Origin of the sequence: Algoriphagus ornithinivorans, from assembly GCF_900115305.1 — a bacterium.
GTDB lineage: Bacteria > Bacteroidota > Bacteroidia > Cytophagales > Cyclobacteriaceae > Algoriphagus > Algoriphagus ornithinivorans.
Genome location: NZ_FOVW01000006.1, coordinates 106,428 through 122,706, shown reverse-complemented (window position 1 = coordinate 122,706; position 16,279 = coordinate 106,428). Strand labels below are relative to the sequence as shown.

Sequence of the window (16,279 nt, the reverse complement as noted above, 5' to 3'; positions counted from 1 at the left end):
TAAGAAAAAGAATATTCCATATTCTTTAAAATAAAAAAGAGCGCTGGGCTTATTTAAAGTCAGCGCTCTTTTATTATAAATAAATGCTACTAAAGCGTGTAATCCCCTCGATATTCCCGCTTTACAAATTGATTAGCTGGATCAAAATTGGTGATTTTCATATTTGGTCCATCCCAAACCAATTTGATTCCTCTACCTGGGTAATCGAATTGATTGTCATTTCCTCCAGGTCTTGGTACTCTGTAGTCATAAGACCTGATTGCAAGATTTCCCATCAAAACAGATTCAGTCAATGGCCCTGCCACACTGAAAGGAGAACTCAATTGTTGATATTCTTTTGAGCCATAACCTCCGATACAAGCTTCTACCCAGTTTCTGTAATGCCCTCTGTCTCCATCCGGTACTCGGTACAATGTTTCAGGAACATTGATGTCTTTGGTTTTAGAAGTAGGTAATAGTTGTGGGTTGACCCCATATGTGGAGCACATCATTTTTCCTTTTGTTCCCTCGATAATTACTCCGTTGCCTCCGTCTCCCATTTGTTCGTTAGGCTCCAATTCCTCAGGTCTCGTTGGTTGAATACCTCCATCCATCCAGTGAAACTCTAGATCTTCTTTTCCTGGTCTGTCAAACCTTAATGTGATATGGGAAGAAGGAGGACAGCTGTCTGGGAAGTATCCTCTTTGAAATTCACCTACGTAGACTGATCCTACTGAGCATTCTGCGGATTTAGGGTAGCCTAATCCTAAAACTCTAAATGGTGGCTCCATAATATGGCATGCCATATCTCCTAATGCACCTGTTCCATAATCCCACCAACCTCTCCAATTAAATGGAACCAGATTTCCTACATAATCTTTGTATGGAGCTGTCCCAAGCCATAGATCCCAATCCAGATCGCTTGGAGGTGTAATGGGTTCATTGGGCCATGGAATACCTTGTGGCCAAACAGGCCTATTGGTCCAGGAGTAAACTTTTGTAGCTTCTCCAATCAACCCTGCATTATACCATTCTACCATTTTTCTGACACCGTCCCCAGAAGATCCCTGGTTTCCCATCTGGGTTACCACTTTGTACTTTTCTGCAGCCTGAGTCAACATTCTTGCCTCATAGATGTCATGAGACAGAGGTTTTTGAACGTAAACATGTTTTCCCATTTTCATGGCCATCATCGCCTGCACGGCATGCATATGATCCGGAGTAGACACTGTGACCGCGTCAATGTTTTTTTCCTCCTTTTCCAACATGACTCTGAAGTCTTTATAATAAGGAGCTTTTGGATGTTGATCTCTTGCTCTTTGGGCTCTGGTATCGTCTACATCACATAAGGCAACAATCTCAGCTTTTTCACTTCTATATACTCCACTAACATCATTGTAGCCCATTCCTCCAACTCCAATTCCTGCTACTCTGAGTTTGTCACTAGGAGCCACAAAGCCCGGTCCGCCTAAAACATGTCTTGGTACAATGTAGAATCCCGCCAAGGCTAAAGTTGAGCCCTTGAGGAATTCTCTTCTTGAATTAGTTTTTATCTCTTTTTTGTCTTTCATGGTTACTTGGGAAAATCAATAAAAGGTATGCTTATGTTCTTTATTTATAGTGTAGTCTATTTCTGATTGAGAAGGATAACTTTCAATGATCCAGAAAGCTCAAATCCATTTACATGGTTTCAATTTAAAAAAATCATGGGGATACTGATTTTAATTTTTGAATAATGGAAAGGATTTGATGCAAAAGGTGCATTCATTCCCATATTCATCTTTTTCAAATAAATTTGATAAAAGGAAATGGATAAAAAAAATTTTTATTTAAGTTTACTCAAACCCAATCAATAATCATGAAAAAATTCAAACTGGCTTTCGCGATGTCAATCGTGCTGTTAGCGACTGCTTGTCAAAATCAAAAGGAATCATTAGATGCTGTGGGTATCATGCCCTTACCAGCGAGTGTAGTACCTGCCTCGGGAAGCTTTCAGGTAAATGAATCGACTTCTATACAAATATCTGGTGATGGAGAAGAACTGTCTTTCATCTCAGATTATTTAGCTCAGAAACTCCGAAATGCGACTGGTTTTGCAATCCCAGTATCTGGTGATGCAGGCTCTATTGTTTTGGACCTTAGATCAAATTCTGAAGATGAATCCTATGAATTGGAGATAGGAGAAGAAAAAATAGTCATATCCTCGAATGGAGCTTCAGGGATATTCTATGGTGTTCAAACCCTGCTTCAAGCCTTTCCTGCTGAGTTATTTTCTCCCAATCCGAGCAATCAAACTTGGGAAGTACCTGCAGGGAAAATTGTAGACAAACCGGAGTATGCCTATAGAGGTTCTATGCTGGATGTTTCCAGACATTTTATGGGTGTAGAGGAAGTGAAGCACTATATAGATCTGATGGCCGAGCTAAAATTGAACTATCTGCATTTACACCTAACCGATGATCAGGGTTGGAGAATTGAAATCAAATCCTGGCCTAAACTGACAGAAATAGGCGGAAGTACTCAAGTTGGTGGTGGAGAAGGTGGATATTATACACAAGAAGATTATGTGAATATAGTTAAGTATGCCTCTCAGAGGTTTATTACTATTGTTCCTGAAGTGGACATGCCTGGTCATACCAATGCTATTTTAGCTTCCTATGGTGAGTTGAATTCCGGGATCAATTTACCGGATGGTGATACAGAGACTGTTACCAAATCTGTTGAAAAAGCTGAAGAAGCATTAAAAAAGTCCAATATTATTAGAGAGCCGGCTGAGCTATATACGGGAATTGAAGTAGGATTTAGCACTTTGGATACTGATCTGGAATTAACTTATCAATTGATTGACGACGTAGTAAGGGAGCTTTCAGCAATCACTCCTGGACCTTATTTTCATATAGGTGGGGATGAGTCTCATGTAACCAAAAAAGACGATTATATCTATTTTATAGAGCGTGTTCAGGAGATAGTGAAGAGTCATGGTAAAACCAGCATTGGCTGGGACGAAATTGCTACCACTACTTTATTACCGGGGAATGTTGCACAATTTTGGGCTATGGCGGATAATGCTAAACTGGCTCAAGAGCAAGGAAATCAGGTATTAATGTCTCCTGCGAAAAAAGCATACTTGGATATGCAGTATGATTCCACCACTAGAATAGGATTGCATTGGGCTGCCTATATTGAACTGGACTCTGCCTATCTATGGGATCCAGCCAATTATACTGAAGGAATCAGCAAGAAGGACATTTTAGGGGTCGAAGCGCCTTTATGGACTGAAACCGTGGTCACTAGAGATGATTTAGAATACCTGGTTTTCCCGAGATTGGCAGCGATTGCCGAGGTAGCTTGGACTCCAATGGAAAAAAGAAATTGGGAAAGCTTTAAAAAGCGAATTGCTATTCAAGGAAAAAGATGGGAATTGAGAGATATTAATTTCTACAAATCACCCAAAGTAGACTGGTAGAAAAAACTAAAATATGAGCCCAAGTTGAAATTATCAGCTTGGGTTTTTTACTTTTAGGAATAGTTCGAAAATCTAGGATTTTGAGGAAAATCGGCCTAATATGGTCCTTTTAAAAATAAATTAGAAATGACAGAGTCATCTGTCTAATAAACAAAAAGATAAGAATGGGAGACATTATTATTTCCTTTGCAAATTGGATATGGGGTACGCCCATGTTGCTTTTATTGATGGGTGGCGGTATGATTTTGTTGTTTCACTCCGGCTTTGTTCCATTTCGAAAAATCGGACATGCCATCAGCCTTCTTAGAGGAAAATATGACGATGATCTGGCTCCAGGGCAGATTACCTCATTTCAAGCTCTTTCAGCCGCAATAGCCGCTACAGTAGGATTGGGGAATATCAGTGGAGTGGCGATAGCAATCAATATGGGAGGTCCAGGCGCCATTTTTTGGATGTGGGTTTCTGCATTCGTGGGAATGGCAACCAAATTTTATAGCTGCAGCCTTGCCATAATGTTTAGAGGAAAAGACACTGCTGGTGTGGTTCAAGGTGGTCCCATGTATGTGATAGAAGAGGGCATGGGGAAAAAATGGAAGTTTCTTTCCATCATTTTTTCAGTTGCAGGCGTGATAGGTCTTCTAGCAATTTTTCAGGCCAATCAATTATCTGCTGTTTTCAGAGCTGTGATGCTTGAACCTTCAGGAATTCCTACAGGAGAAACCACAAGGTGGATAATCGGTATTTCTATGATGTTGCTTGTATCTATCGTAATTCTGGGAGGGATACAACGAATTGCTGTCGTGGCATCCAAGCTGGTTCCTTTTATGGTGGCTCTTTACTTTACAACGGTCTTAATTATTGTTGCAAAATATATAGGTGATGTTCCTGAAATGTTGGTTAGAATCGTAACCGATGCATTTACCGGACAGGCAGCAGCGGGTGGTGCTGTTGGAGCAGTAATTATAACAGGAGCCAGAAGAGCTGCCTTTTCCAATGAAGCAGGTATTGGTACAGCACCTATGGTTCACGGAGCATCCAAAAATAGAGAGCCTATTAGAGAAGGTTTGATAGCGATGTTAGGTCCATTTATTGACACAATTGTGGTTTGTACTTTAACTGCTTTGGTAATTATGCTGACAGGTGTTTGGCAAAGTACAGAAGCAGATGGGGTTAGACTTACCTTGAATGCTTTTGAAACGGCCTTACCTGGAATCGGTAAATACCTACTAATGACTGCCGTTCTAATTTTCGCACTTTCCACCATGTTCACCTATTCTTATTATGGACATAAGTGTTTCAATTATCTTTTCGGGGCTAAAAAAGCTGACTTTTACAATTATTTCTATTTGATTACGATTGTAATGGGAGCTGTAGCTTCTTTGGAAGTTGTGGTGAGTTTGGTAGATGGAATGTATGCGATCATGGCAATTCCAACGATGATTTCCACCATATATCTGGCACCGAAAGTTAAAGCAGCTGCAAAAGATTATTTCGAAAGAATGAAAGCTGAAAAATGAAAGTCTTGATTGCCCCGAATGCTTTTAAAGGTACCTTAAGCGCTGAAGAGGCAGGGGCAATTATAGCTTCATTTTGCATTGATAAGTATGCTGGAGTTCGCACTCAAGTTGTTCCTATAGCTGATGGAGGCGATGGAACCTGTAATCTTCTCAGTAAATTTTTAAACCTAGAGCAGGTAAATGCCTGGACTTTAGATCCAATTGGGAGACCAACGAAAGGTTTTTTTGGCCTCGATAAAGCCTCTAAAAAAGCATATCTGGATGTTTCAACAGCCTCTGGAATTGCATTAATAGGTGACAGTCAAAAAAATCCTTGGATAGCTTCTACACATGGAACAGGACTTTTGATTAATAAAGCCGTAGGGATGGGAGCTAGGGAGATTATTCTTGGCTTAGGAGGGAGTGCTACAGTAGACTTGGGCTTGGGGATTCTTCAGGCTTTGGAATTTGTCTTTCTGGATCAAAATGGAAGAGAGATTCTACCATTCACTGACCGTGTGCAACAGGCAATCAGTCATGTTCAAAGCCCAGTTCCCTTACCTAATATCCGCTTTACTTGCTTGTGTGATGTACGAAATCAATTTTTCGGGAATCATGGAGCTATTCCGGTTTTTGGCCCTCAGAAGGGTTTGAAATCTAAAGAATTGAGTGCCTTTGAAACTTCCTCAGAAAAGAATATTGCCCTACTATTTAAGAAAGCCAAAAAGAATTTTGTAGATAAATCTGGATTTGGAGCGGCTGGAGGGATTGCTTTGGGCTTATCAGCGTTTTTTAATACGGATATTGAATTTGGTTCCCCCTATTTTTTTGAAAGAATAGGCTTAGAAGATCTTATCAAAGAAAGTGATTGGGTGATTACGGGAGAGGGGAAGTATGATGCTCAGTCGGAAGAGGGAAAGGCTTGTTTCGAGCTTTTGAAACTTTGTCGGAAGCAAGGTAAAAAATCAGTCTTGATTAGTTCCGGGGAAGAAGGAAAAAAAGCTGGGTTCGACCAGTTTGTTAAGCTCGAAGATCTAAATTTTTCTTCCCAAAGTTTGAAAAAGGATGCTGAGAAAGCACTTTTAAAAAGTTTAACTCTTCAGTTAGATCTACAATAAAAAAAGGAGGCTAGGCCTCCTTTTAAAATGTATAAATCTTAAATAATTAATCCTTCTTGCTTTTAGAGAATGTACTTCTGGCATCAATTGCGGAAAGTCCTGCACCTAATCCGATAAGAATGCAAACGATCAAAAGGAATAACTGAGCACCTGAAGCAATTGGCGAAGTGAATATATCAAGTAGAATCATAATTTTATTGGTATATAATGATGGCCCGAAGATACTTTCAAAGAAGGAAAATACCAACATAAAGGCATCACAAATATGGTTTAGTCTAAATCGTCTTCGAAATCATCTTCGAAGTCCTCGTCGAATTCATCGTCTTCGTCGAAGTCCATGATGTTGTCATCTACAAATTCATTTTCCTCATCGAGATCGTATTCGTCCTCGAAATCAGAATCGAAATCATCTTCGTCTTCGATATCATCGAAGTCATCGAAATCGTCGTCAAATTCCTCCATAGTTGTTTGTTAAAGGGTACTTAGTTTAGATTGCGCGAATTAAAATAAAATTTTATTTAGCTCAATGCATGCGAGATGAATTTTTTTTCATTTTGCACTAAGTCGAAAGCAGGCGTTTGCTTTTCCCATCTTTCTCTTAATACTTGAGCCCAAGTTTCTAAGTAAAGGATGACATCATTTTTTCTGTTTTGGGAAAGATTGTTTCTGACCTCAAACGGAAGTTTGGCTAAAACTTCGGGAGCTGATAATCTTTCCAAATGACCCAAATCATCTAATGTCAACCCATAACTCAGCATATTTTCTATAATCAAGTCAATAGGATAACCAGAGGTAGGGCAAAACTCCAGAATCTGATCATTCCAATCTCCTGATCTTTCCATAGCAAATCGATGTATTTCGGCTTTTGACAAACTTGTCAATTCCTGAGCAAGGTTCCCACAGTTGCAGGCACCCATGTGACCCCACTGATAGGCTGCTCCATTCTTCAACTTCTTCGCGGTTCTCTCTATAGCTGCTATTAGTTCGGCTTTAATCTCTTTCATCTGTTTATAATTTGTTTTTTACAGATCAGATGGAATGCCCACAATAATTATCCTGCTTTGTGATATTTTTCCTTATGGGCATTTCATAAGGTTTAATTTACATAAAATTAAACTGATGAGAAATTGAAAAGTTGGAGAAAAGGCAAAAAAAAATGACCCTGTGGGTCAATTGAAGATGCTTTTGATGTATTTCTTAATAAGTGGCTTTGATAAATAATCTTTGACCACTTGATACTTGCTAGCTTTGTTGATATCTCTTTCGTCAACCGAGCTGCTGAGGATATAAATTTCAGCTTCATTTTTTTGACTATCGAAATTATCGAGGAAATCCCAGCCTGTCATTTCAGGCATATTCAAATCCAAAAACAGATAATTTGGTCGGATTTGATAGATTTCATTCAGAGCTGTTTTGGCACTTTGATATTTAAAAAATTGACAGGGCTGCTTGACATTCTTAGAAATCAGCTTTTCAGTCACAAATGTGCTGATAGGGTCGTCGTCTATTAATACTATCGTTAACATCAAAATGCAAATATTTGCGCCTGAACTACATTAAAGCTATTACAAAAGTAATATACTTTTCAATCTTCGCAAATATATTGCCAAATAAATAAGACTGGATTATATACTTTTTTTTGGATGAAATTTTTCTTTTCCAAGTAAAAGGTCAAAAAACAGTTTGAAATCGGAAATCAGGCTATAACCGGGATATTGAAAAGTAGCAGGTTTATTTTTTTCAAAGAAAAAATGTCCCACCCATGCAAAGCCGTATCCTACAAATGGGATAGCTATGAGCCACAAATAATTTCCTGTCAAGATTGCGCCAAACAAAATCACAAATAGCAAGGCTGTACCAATAAAATGGAGGATCCTACAAGTTGGGTTTTGATGCTCTGAGAGGTAAAAAGGATAAAATTCATTCAATGATTGATAGCGCTTTTCCATCTTATTTAGAGTTGATTAGTACGTCAGTTATAAATCTCTCAAGAATCTTGTCTGTAGTTTTCAGTACCTTTCTTTCCTTGAATTTAGCACTTTGAACCTCAGTAACACCCGTTAAGGTCATCAAAAACTTATCTTTTTTCGGGTCTATAAAATCTACGATCACTTGAAGAAGCTCATAGCTACTGGATCTTACAGGTGTATTGAAAGAGGAGTAAGGATTGAAAGTCCAAGGATCCCAAACTCTATATCCCCAGAATGGCATAGGATAATTGAAATTATTGATTTCCCTCATCCTTTGGTCCTCGTTTGATGTGTATCGAATGACTAAATCAGGCTTAGTCCTGTCATATACCATGCCTTGAGCCTCTAGCGCCTCTCTCAAATGGTCCTGAACTTTCTCATCCAATAATTGCGCACTGAATCCTCGCATATTCACCTCTTGGTTGATAATGACAAAGGATTTGTAGTTTGATACAGGAGCAATCTCTGTGTTCTCTTTGAAAATATCTATTGAACTACATGAGCATAGCCCAATGGCTAAAATGCAGATAATGTGTATGGATATTTTTGATAAACTCATGAATATTTCTTTTTAGCTCAAAACGACTAAGCTGCTTAAAAGTTGAATATGTATAATATTTGACAAATTTTGGAAGGTTTCTGTTCCAATTTTGTTCCTACCTCACCTTAAGTAGTATTTTTGAGCAAATTATTAATTATGAGTAAACCCGATTTTGACGATATTTTTATGGAGTTGGCAGTAAACCTTGCCAAACGCTCTCATTGCATCAAAAAACACGTAGGCGCAGTTTTGACAAAGGATACCAGAATTATCTCCATCGGGTATAATGGTCCTCCTGCTGGTACGCACAACTGCGATGTTGAATTTCCAGAAAATGGTTGTGCTAGAGATAGTAAGGGGAGTTGTTCGCTAGCATTGCATGCTGAGCAAAATGCCATTCTTTATGCTGTAAAAAATAACACTTCAGTAGAAGGCTCTACATTGTATGTGACTTTAGCGCCTTGCTTGCCCTGTGCGAGGATTATTTTCTCCATGGGAATCTCTAAAGTTGTGTACCTATTTTCCTATGCTGAATATAAAGGAATTGGGGTAGATGAAGGAGTTGAATTTTTGAAGAAATTTGGCGTTAGCGTAGAGCGTTATCAAAAAGAACTGGAGGTTCAGGATAGCCTGATTTAGAGAAAATTTACCTCTGGATGCAATTCCACTCCGAATTTTTCCCTAACTGAGTCACGGATTTCCTTCGAAAGCTCAGCAATTGCTTTACCGTCACCATTGCCATGATTGACAAGTACCAAGGCTTGCTTGTCGTGAACGCCTATATTTCCTATTCTTTTTCCTTTCCAGCCAGCTTTTTCTATCAACCATCCAGCTGCTAATTTCATGCCTTCAGGAACAGGGTAGGCCGGGATTTCAGGGAATTCGCTTTTCAGTTTTTCAAAAAATTCCAAGTCTATTGTGGGGTTTTTGAAAAATGAGCCAGCATTTCCAATTTTCTTTGGATCTGGAAGTTTGGATTGTCGGATAGCAATCACCGCATCTGAGATAGCTTTTATGCTGAGGTCTCTGACTCCTTTTTCTGCTAAAACATTTCTAATAATGCCATATTCGGTATGAAATACAGGTTTTTTGGAAAGTTGGAATTTAACATAGCAAATGACATAAGCGTCCTTTAGTTTATGCTTGAAGACGCTTTCCCTGTATCCAAATTCACATTGCTCGGCATCAAAAGTTTCAACCTCTCCGGTAGATCTATTGAGGGCCTTTAGGCTATGAAATACATCTTTAAGTTCCACGCCATAAGCACCTATATTTTGCATGGGAGAAGCTCCAACTGTTCCGGGAATTAGCGACAGGTTTTCTATTCCTGCCCAGTCATTCTGAATAGTGTACAGAACCCATTCATGCCAGTTTTCTCCAGCTCCAACTTCAACCAAAACATGATCCTCAGTCTCCTTTAATAACTCAATTCCTTTGATTTCGATTTTGATAATCAAGGCATCTAGGTCTTCAGTCAATAAAATATTGCTACCTCCACCAAGAAATATGGTTTTAAGCTCATTTCTTTTTGCATAAGCCAAGGCTTCTTTCAAATCTGAAATGGAGCTAACGATGACAAAAAATCTAGCTTTTTTATCAATACCAAAGGTGTTGTAAGGCTGAAGGGAAATGTTTTCTTGTATCTTCATAGCAGAATCTAAGATGCGAAATAAAGAAGTTTTGTTTGGAATAGAAATTAATTATTCCTTTCCCTTACTATGAAAGAGTTTCAGATCAACGGTGTCAAGATCAGACAAGGTCAGGCAGTGAATATTGAATTGCCAATTGCAAAATTACCCACACATACATTAATTGATTTGCCGATTTTCATCAGGTCTGCCAAAGAGGAGGGACCTGTCGTATTGGTAAGTGGGGGAGTTCATGGGGATGAAATCAATGGAATTGTAACAGCGAAGAGGATTTTAGAAGAGATTGACAATGGGCTGGAGTTGCTGAAGGGTACGCTGATTATCATTCCTCTAGTAAACATCTATGGTTTTCTTTCAAACAGTAGAACCTTCCCGGATGGACGAGATTTAAATAGGAGTTTTCCAGGTAGTAAAAAGGGCTCTTTAGCTGGAAGAATAGCCTACATTCTTAATGAGCAAATTATTCCCCATATAGATTATGGAATTGATTTTCATACAGGAGGTAGAATGCTGACCAATCACCCACAAATCAGGGTCGATTTTCAGGACAAAAAGGCGATTGAATTAGCCATGGCTTTTGGGACCCACTTTGTGGTTAATTCTAAGTTGATTGAGAAATCATTCAGAAAAGCTGCTTTTAAAGCCAAAAAGCATCTTCTGGTATTTGAAGGTGGGGAATCCATGAGAATTGATGAATTATCTACTGACGAAGGAGTAGCCGGAATCAAGCGGATGTTATTTCATTTGGACATGTTGGAAAGTGGTCCTGAAAAGAAGGAAACTGTTATTTTACAAAGTAGTGACTGGATAAGAGCAAGATCTTCAGGGATTTTCAACTCCTCTGTTCGCTTGGGCGATGAGGTGAAAAAAGGTCAGGTTGTCGCTAGGATTTCAGATCCTTATGGACATATCAAAATTCCAATCAAAGCTCCCTCCAATGGATATGTGATAGGTATCAATAATCTTCCGGTAATTAATGTAGGAGAAGCACTGATTCATTTGGGGAAAGCCTAAGTATTTTTTTATATTAGAAAAACCAATAACTACCCGTTTTTAATGAGACTTTTAGACGATTTCAGGAGGATTCGAACCCACTCGATTCACCTTTGCTCCGACTTGATTACTGAGGATTATAGCCTGCAAGCATCGGAAGAAGTAAGTCCGCCCAAGTGGCATTTGGCACATACTTCCTGGTTTTTTGAGCAATTTATCTTAGTGAAATATGCTGAAAAATACAGGGTTAAGCATCCTCATTTTAACTTCCTATTCAACTCCTACTACAATGCGATGGGGCAGAGGACTGCCAGAAATCAGCGTGGCTTGATCACGAGACCATCTGTAGAAGAAGTGAAAGAATACAGGAAATATGTGGATCAAGCCATGGAAGGATTGATTCGAAAAGATAATCCCGAGATCAATGAATTGATTATTCTTGGATTGAATCATGAGCAGCAGCATCAGGAGCTATTGCTGACTGATTTGAAATACAGCTTTTGGTTTAATCCTTTGGATCCTATAGTCATGGATATTGATGAATATCCGCATGAAGAGAAATCTCAGTGGATTGAGATGGATGAAGGAATTTACGAAATAGGTTATGAAGGTGATTCTTTCTGTTTTGACAATGAGTTGGGCAGACATAAAGTTTATCTACATCCTTACGCTATCTCATCTGCATTGGTGACTAATGGAGAATATTTGGAGTTTATAAAATCTGGAGCTTATTCTGAACCCAAGTATTGGCATGATGAAGGTTGGGCTTGGGTGAAGGAAAATAAAATTGAAGCTCCCTTATATTGGGAAAAACAAAATAATACCTGGACCTATTATACTTTAAACGGGAGGAAGTTTCTTGATCCAAAAGCAAGTCTATCTCATATAAGCTTTTATGAGGCATCAGCTTTTGCCAGTTGGAAAGGCATGCGTTTGCCTACTGAATTTGAATGGGAAGCTGCTCAGGAAAAATTCAATTGGGGAAATAGATGGGAGTGGACCAACTCTGCCTACCTGCCTTATCCGGGATTTACCATAGCCCCAGGGGCCTTAGGAGAGTATAATGGTAAATTTATGGTTAATCAAATGGTTTTAAAAGGTGCATCCGTAGCTACTCCTGAAGGGCATTCAAGACCGACATATAGAAACTTTTTTCACCCTAAATACAGATGGCAGTTTATGGGCATTCGCCTAGCCAAATCATTTTAAAGCTTATGAATGAAATTAAAAATGCATCTGAAACTTTTCTTCAGGATGTAATCAATGGGTTAACACAAAACCCAAAATTACTGTCCTCTAAATACTTTTATGATGCAGCTGGGGATAAGCTCTTTCAAAAAATCATGGGGCTTTCAGAGTATTATTTGACCAGGAAAGAATTTGAGATTTTTGAAAACCAACACGCTGCCATTTTCGGAAAGATCTTGAGATACTCACAGGACTTCAACTTGGTAGAGCTAGGAGCTGGAGATGGAATGAAAACCAAAATCCTGCTCAGATACCTACGATCAAAGCCTGAAATCAACTTTACGTATTTCCCTGTGGATATTTCCGGTTCAGTTTTACAGGAATTAAAGAATAATTTGGAGAGTGAATTACCTGAAATAGATGTTCATCCCATTCAAAGTACCTATAGAAATGCGATGAAGGAAAGAGTTTGGGAAAATGGAAAGCCTACGCTAATCCTTTTCTTGGGGTCTAATATTGGCAATTTCTCTTTGAATGAATCCAAAGATGTCCTTCTTCATGTAGCTCAAGGTACTCAAACGCATGATTGGCTTTTATTGGGAGTGGATTTAAAGAAAGATCCATCCATTATTCTTCAGGCCTACAATGATAAGCAGGGCGTTACTAGAGATTTTAACCTCAATCTACTTACAAGAATTAATAGAGAGTTGGATGCCAATTTCGATTTGGAGCAGTTTACACATTGGCCAATGTATGATCCACTTACAGGGGAATGCAGAAGTTATTTGATTTCCCAAAAAGAACAATTGGTAACTATTGGTGCTGCCAATAAACTCATTCGCTTTGAGGCTTTTGAACCTATTTTCACTGAAATAAGCAGGAAATTCAGTGAGTCCGAAATCAGTCAATTGGCTTCAGACTGTGGATTTAAAGTTGTGGACTTTTTTACTGATTCTGAAAATTACTTCACGGATGTCCTTTGGCAAAGGATATAAAAAAGAGGTTGTCTAAAAAGTGCAATATGTCACATTGAGCGAAGTCGAAATGTAGGCCACAACGATAGGAATGGCCTTCGACTCCCTGCCTGCGACAGGCAGGCGCTCAGGCTGACATTAGAGCTATTTATGAGACAGTCTCTTTTTTATAATCAATGTGACTTATTAAGAAAAATAGCGCTTTAATCCTTCCAGTTTATCTTCTAACTGAGACTCTACCTTTCGGTAATCTGATGTGGATGCCAGTGGTGCATGAACAGAGAAGTAATATTTGATTTTGGGCTCAGTCCCTGAAGGCCTAGCTGATATCTTACTTCCGTCTTCCAGGTAAAACTGCATTACATTGGAGGAATCCATATCCAACTTTTCGGTCTTACCGGATTTGACATGTTTAATCACACCTTCCTTCACATCGATGATTTTTTCTACGGACACTCCATTCATTTCCTTTGGAGGATTTAGTCTGAAATCCATCATCAAAGCCTGGATTTGTTCCGCTCCATCTTTTCCCTTTTTGGTTACAGAAATCAAGGCTTCTTTATAGAATTCGAATTGCTGGTAAACTTCTGCAAGAACATCAAATACTGATTTTCCTTGAGTTTTGTAATAGGCAATCGCTTCAGCAACCATCGCACAGGCACTTACTCCATCTTTATCTCTCACGAAGTCTCCTACCAAATAGCCATAGGACTCTTCTCCACCTCCAACGAAGGTTTCTTTTCCTTCCAATTCACGGATAATAGCAGCAATGTTTTTAAAACCTGTTAAAACATTAAAGCATTTCACTCCGAAGCCCTCTGCTAAGCGGTTGATAAGCTCTGTGGTCACAATGGTATTCACCATAAATTGATTTCCATCCAGCTTTCCAGCCTCTTTCCATTTGCTGAGGAGATAGTAGGTAAGTAGGGTGCCAGTTTGATTACCATTGAGCAATTCAAACTCGCCTTTTTCATTAGGTACTACAGCCGCATATCTATCTCCGTCAGGATCACATGCCAAAATCAGATCAGCATTGACCTTCTTTCCTAACTCCACAGACATTGTCAAAGCTTCAGCTTCCTCAGGGTTAGGATAGATTACAGTTGGGAAAGTCCCATCTGGCTCAGCTTGCTCTTTGACTATGTGTACATTCGTGAATCCAAAGGTTTTTAAAGCAGCTGGCACCATTTTTCCTGAAGCTCCATGAATAGGAGAAAACACGATAGATAAATCCTTCTGGGCTTGAATTGCTTTTGGAGATAAACTCAATCCTTTGACTTTATCCAGATAAATCTGATCAAAATCCTCTTCTATGTATTCAAATAGATCATCATTCTTATCCCAGTTTACCAAATCAAAAGAGGTGATTTTCTTCACTTCCTTGATGATATTTTTATCATGAGGTGCTACGACTTGTGCTCCATCTTCCCAATACGCTTTGTAGCCATTGTATTCCTTTGGATTATGAGAAGCCGTAATCATCACACCGCTTTTGCATGAAAAATGTCTCACAGCGAAAGAAAGCATTGGTGTTGGCCGCATTTCCCGGAAGTAATACACCTTAATACCATTCGCTGTTAAAACGTCGGCAGTGGTTTTAGCAAAAAGAGTATTATTGATTCTGCTGTCATGGGTGATCGCAACAGCTATTTCTTCATTGGGAAAGCATTTCAATAAATAATTAGCCAAGCCTTGGGTAGCCATCCCAACGGTGTAGACATTCATTCGGTTGGTTCCAACTCCCATTAATCCCCGAAGTCCTCCTGTACCAAACTCTAGGTCCTGGTAAAAAGAGTCAATAAGTTCAGTTGGATTCTCTGCCTGAAGCTTTTTAATAGCATCTTTTGATTTCTGGTCTATGTTACCATCGAGCCATGCCTGTGCCCGCACTAAGATTGAAGGGTCTATAGAAGTCATTTTTTTGTAAAAATTATAGCTTGATTCTAAGATATGGAAAATGTGAAAAAATGCCATTCAATTTTTGAAATTGATCGAAACATAGCCTGTTTATAAGAATGAAAAAGGCCTCCTAATTTTTAAATGGATAGATAAAGTTTAATTTAGAGTCTGAAATAGCTTCACCCAAATGAATTACCTAATGGCAAAAGCCTCAAAACTTTATTTCCTTTTATTCTTAATCATGTTTGCTTCTTTTACTGCAAAGGATTTAAAAGAAGAAGAAACTATTGTTGTTAGGGAGTCAACAGTGGATCTTCAGATTCGTGTAGGAGAAAAAATATTTGTCTTCGGAAAAGCGAATGGGAATTTGGAAAAAGTCAAAGTGGGTATGAATGTGCTCAGCTTTGCTCAAGTACCAAAAATCGAAGGTGTCAGTAGTACCTATCAAAATTTCACCTGGAAAAGAAATTCAAATGGTAGTATACAAATCCAATCCAATTATAAACCGGGGCCAGTCACTTTAACTTGGACTATTCATTCCAATGGTCAATTGAAATTGGAAGCCAATGGATATATAGACCAAACTCAAGATCTTATCGGGCTTAGCTTTGATTACCAAGTTTCTCAATTGAAAGAGGTAAGCTGGCTAAACTCGAAAAATTCTAGCGGAAGCTTTTTGCTAGAAAGTGAAGCTAAAGATGCAGCTATGGACGGAAAAAATATTTTAGAACTTCCCGAATTCCATAAAGTGAAATTGGCTTTTGAGTATGTAGGGGTGGAGATCAAATCGGAAAACCCAAGTATCGCACTCAATATGGGGCCAGTTTCTAAAGATGATCCAATAGGTTGGCAATCTGATATCAGCTTTCTCTCAATAGGAAAAAGAGAGCCGGTAAAAGAAAATATTTTGAGTGCTCCAGGTAAAGATTCTGAAATTTTAAAAACAAATACCGATAGAAAAATTGGACCTATGATATTATGGTTTGATTTTCATTAAACAATCCAC

General features: G+C 38.8%; 17 protein-coding genes. 8 read left to right on the top strand and 9 right to left on the bottom strand.

Annotation, left to right across the window (positions count from 1 at the left end; translation table 11 throughout):
* Positions 1-89: 89 nt before the first annotated feature.
* A complete protein-coding gene (locus BM073_RS10530; RefSeq protein WP_091653941.1) occupies positions 90-1,550 on the bottom strand; it encodes a Gfo/Idh/MocA family protein in 1,461 nt (486 codons plus the stop codon).
* A 287-nt stretch (positions 1,551-1,837) separates the two neighbouring features.
* Here BM073_RS10530 and BM073_RS10525 point away from each other — a divergent pair, with 287 nt between their 5' ends.
* The 3 genes from BM073_RS10525 (at position 1,838) to BM073_RS10515 (ending at position 6,059) form a co-directional block, all read left to right on the top strand.
* A complete protein-coding gene (locus BM073_RS10525) occupies positions 1,838-3,445 on the top strand; it encodes a beta-N-acetylhexosaminidase (protein ID WP_091653938.1) in 1,608 nt (535 codons plus the stop codon).
* A 164-nt stretch (positions 3,446-3,609) separates the two neighbouring features.
* Positions 3,610-4,962 (top strand): alanine/glycine:cation symporter family protein, encoded by a 1,353-nt coding sequence (locus BM073_RS10520; protein WP_091653936.1) that lies wholly within the window; start codon positions 3,610-3,612, stop codon positions 4,960-4,962.
* A complete protein-coding gene (locus BM073_RS10515) occupies positions 4,959-6,059 on the top strand; it encodes a glycerate kinase (RefSeq protein ID WP_091653934.1) in 1,101 nt (366 codons plus the stop codon). Before BM073_RS10520 ends, BM073_RS10515 begins: the two co-directional genes overlap by 4 nt.
* 46 nt (positions 6,060-6,105) lie before the next feature.
* On the opposite strand, the gene BM073_RS18095 is transcribed toward BM073_RS10515, so the two are convergent.
* The 6 genes from BM073_RS18095 to BM073_RS10485 all read right to left on the bottom strand — a co-directional run bounded on the left by BM073_RS18095 (position 6,106) and on the right by BM073_RS10485 (position 8,588).
* Complete coding sequence (locus BM073_RS18095; protein ID WP_175557890.1) at positions 6,106-6,249, bottom strand: hypothetical protein; 144 nt, start codon at positions 6,247-6,249, stop codon at positions 6,106-6,108.
* An 80-nt stretch (positions 6,250-6,329) separates the two neighbouring features.
* Entirely contained in the window at positions 6,330-6,521 is a 192-nt protein-coding gene (locus BM073_RS10505) for a hypothetical protein (RefSeq protein ID WP_091653931.1), read from the bottom strand.
* Positions 6,522-6,577: 56 nt separating this feature from the next.
* A complete protein-coding gene (locus tag BM073_RS10500) occupies positions 6,578-7,063 on the bottom strand; it encodes a hypothetical protein (protein WP_091653929.1) in 486 nt (161 codons plus the stop codon).
* 165 nt (positions 7,064-7,228) lie between these two features.
* On the bottom strand, positions 7,229-7,585 hold the full coding sequence (locus BM073_RS10495) for a response regulator (protein ID WP_091653927.1): 357 nt from the start codon (positions 7,583-7,585) through the stop codon (positions 7,229-7,231).
* Positions 7,586-7,684: 99 nt separating this feature from the next.
* Entirely contained in the window at positions 7,685-8,008 is a 324-nt protein-coding gene (locus BM073_RS10490) for an Mpo1-like protein (RefSeq protein ID WP_091653926.1), read from the bottom strand.
* Between the two features lies 1 nt (position 8,009).
* Entirely contained in the window at positions 8,010-8,588 is a 579-nt protein-coding gene (locus BM073_RS10485) for a DUF4136 domain-containing protein (RefSeq protein ID WP_091653924.1), read from the bottom strand.
* Positions 8,589-8,726: 138 nt separating this feature from the next.
* On the opposite strand from BM073_RS10485, the gene BM073_RS10480 reads away from it, so the two are divergent.
* Positions 8,727-9,209, top strand: a complete 483-nt coding sequence (locus BM073_RS10480; protein WP_091653922.1) for a deoxycytidylate deaminase — start codon at positions 8,727-8,729, stop codon at positions 9,207-9,209.
* Here BM073_RS10480 and murB read toward each other — a convergent pair.
* A complete protein-coding gene (gene murB / locus BM073_RS10475) occupies positions 9,206-10,219 on the bottom strand; it encodes a UDP-N-acetylmuramate dehydrogenase (protein ID WP_091653920.1) in 1,014 nt (337 codons plus the stop codon). The genes BM073_RS10480 and murB overlap by 4 nt on opposite strands.
* Before the next feature lie 69 nt (positions 10,220-10,288).
* Here murB and BM073_RS10470 point away from each other — a divergent pair, with 69 nt between their 5' ends.
* Genes BM073_RS10470 through egtD form a run of 3 tightly spaced genes read left to right on the top strand, consistent with a single transcriptional unit; the run spans position 10,289 to position 13,395 of the window.
* Complete coding sequence (locus BM073_RS10470) at positions 10,289-11,233, top strand: succinylglutamate desuccinylase/aspartoacylase family protein (protein ID WP_091653918.1); 945 nt, start codon at positions 10,289-10,291, stop codon at positions 11,231-11,233.
* A 42-nt stretch (positions 11,234-11,275) separates the two neighbouring features.
* The gene (gene egtB, locus BM073_RS10465; protein WP_091653916.1) at positions 11,276-12,421 is read left to right on the top strand and encodes an ergothioneine biosynthesis protein EgtB; all 1,146 of its coding nucleotides are present in this window, start codon (positions 11,276-11,278) and stop codon (positions 12,419-12,421) included.
* 5 nt (positions 12,422-12,426) lie between these two features.
* Positions 12,427-13,395 (top strand): L-histidine N(alpha)-methyltransferase, encoded by a 969-nt coding sequence (egtD, locus tag BM073_RS10460; protein WP_091654315.1) that lies wholly within the window; start codon positions 12,427-12,429, stop codon positions 13,393-13,395.
* Positions 13,396-13,560: 165 nt separating this feature from the next.
* Here egtD and BM073_RS10455 read toward each other — a convergent pair whose 3' ends face one another.
* Positions 13,561-15,291, bottom strand: a complete 1,731-nt coding sequence (locus tag BM073_RS10455) for a phospho-sugar mutase (protein WP_091654313.1) — start codon at positions 15,289-15,291, stop codon at positions 13,561-13,563.
* Between the two features lie 181 nt (positions 15,292-15,472).
* Here BM073_RS10455 and BM073_RS10450 point away from each other — a divergent pair, with 181 nt between their 5' ends.
* Positions 15,473-16,270: a hypothetical protein gene (locus BM073_RS10450; RefSeq protein WP_139217484.1), complete on the top strand. Its 798-nt coding sequence runs from the start codon at positions 15,473-15,475 to the stop codon at positions 16,268-16,270.
* Positions 16,271-16,279: the final 9 nt, after the last annotated feature.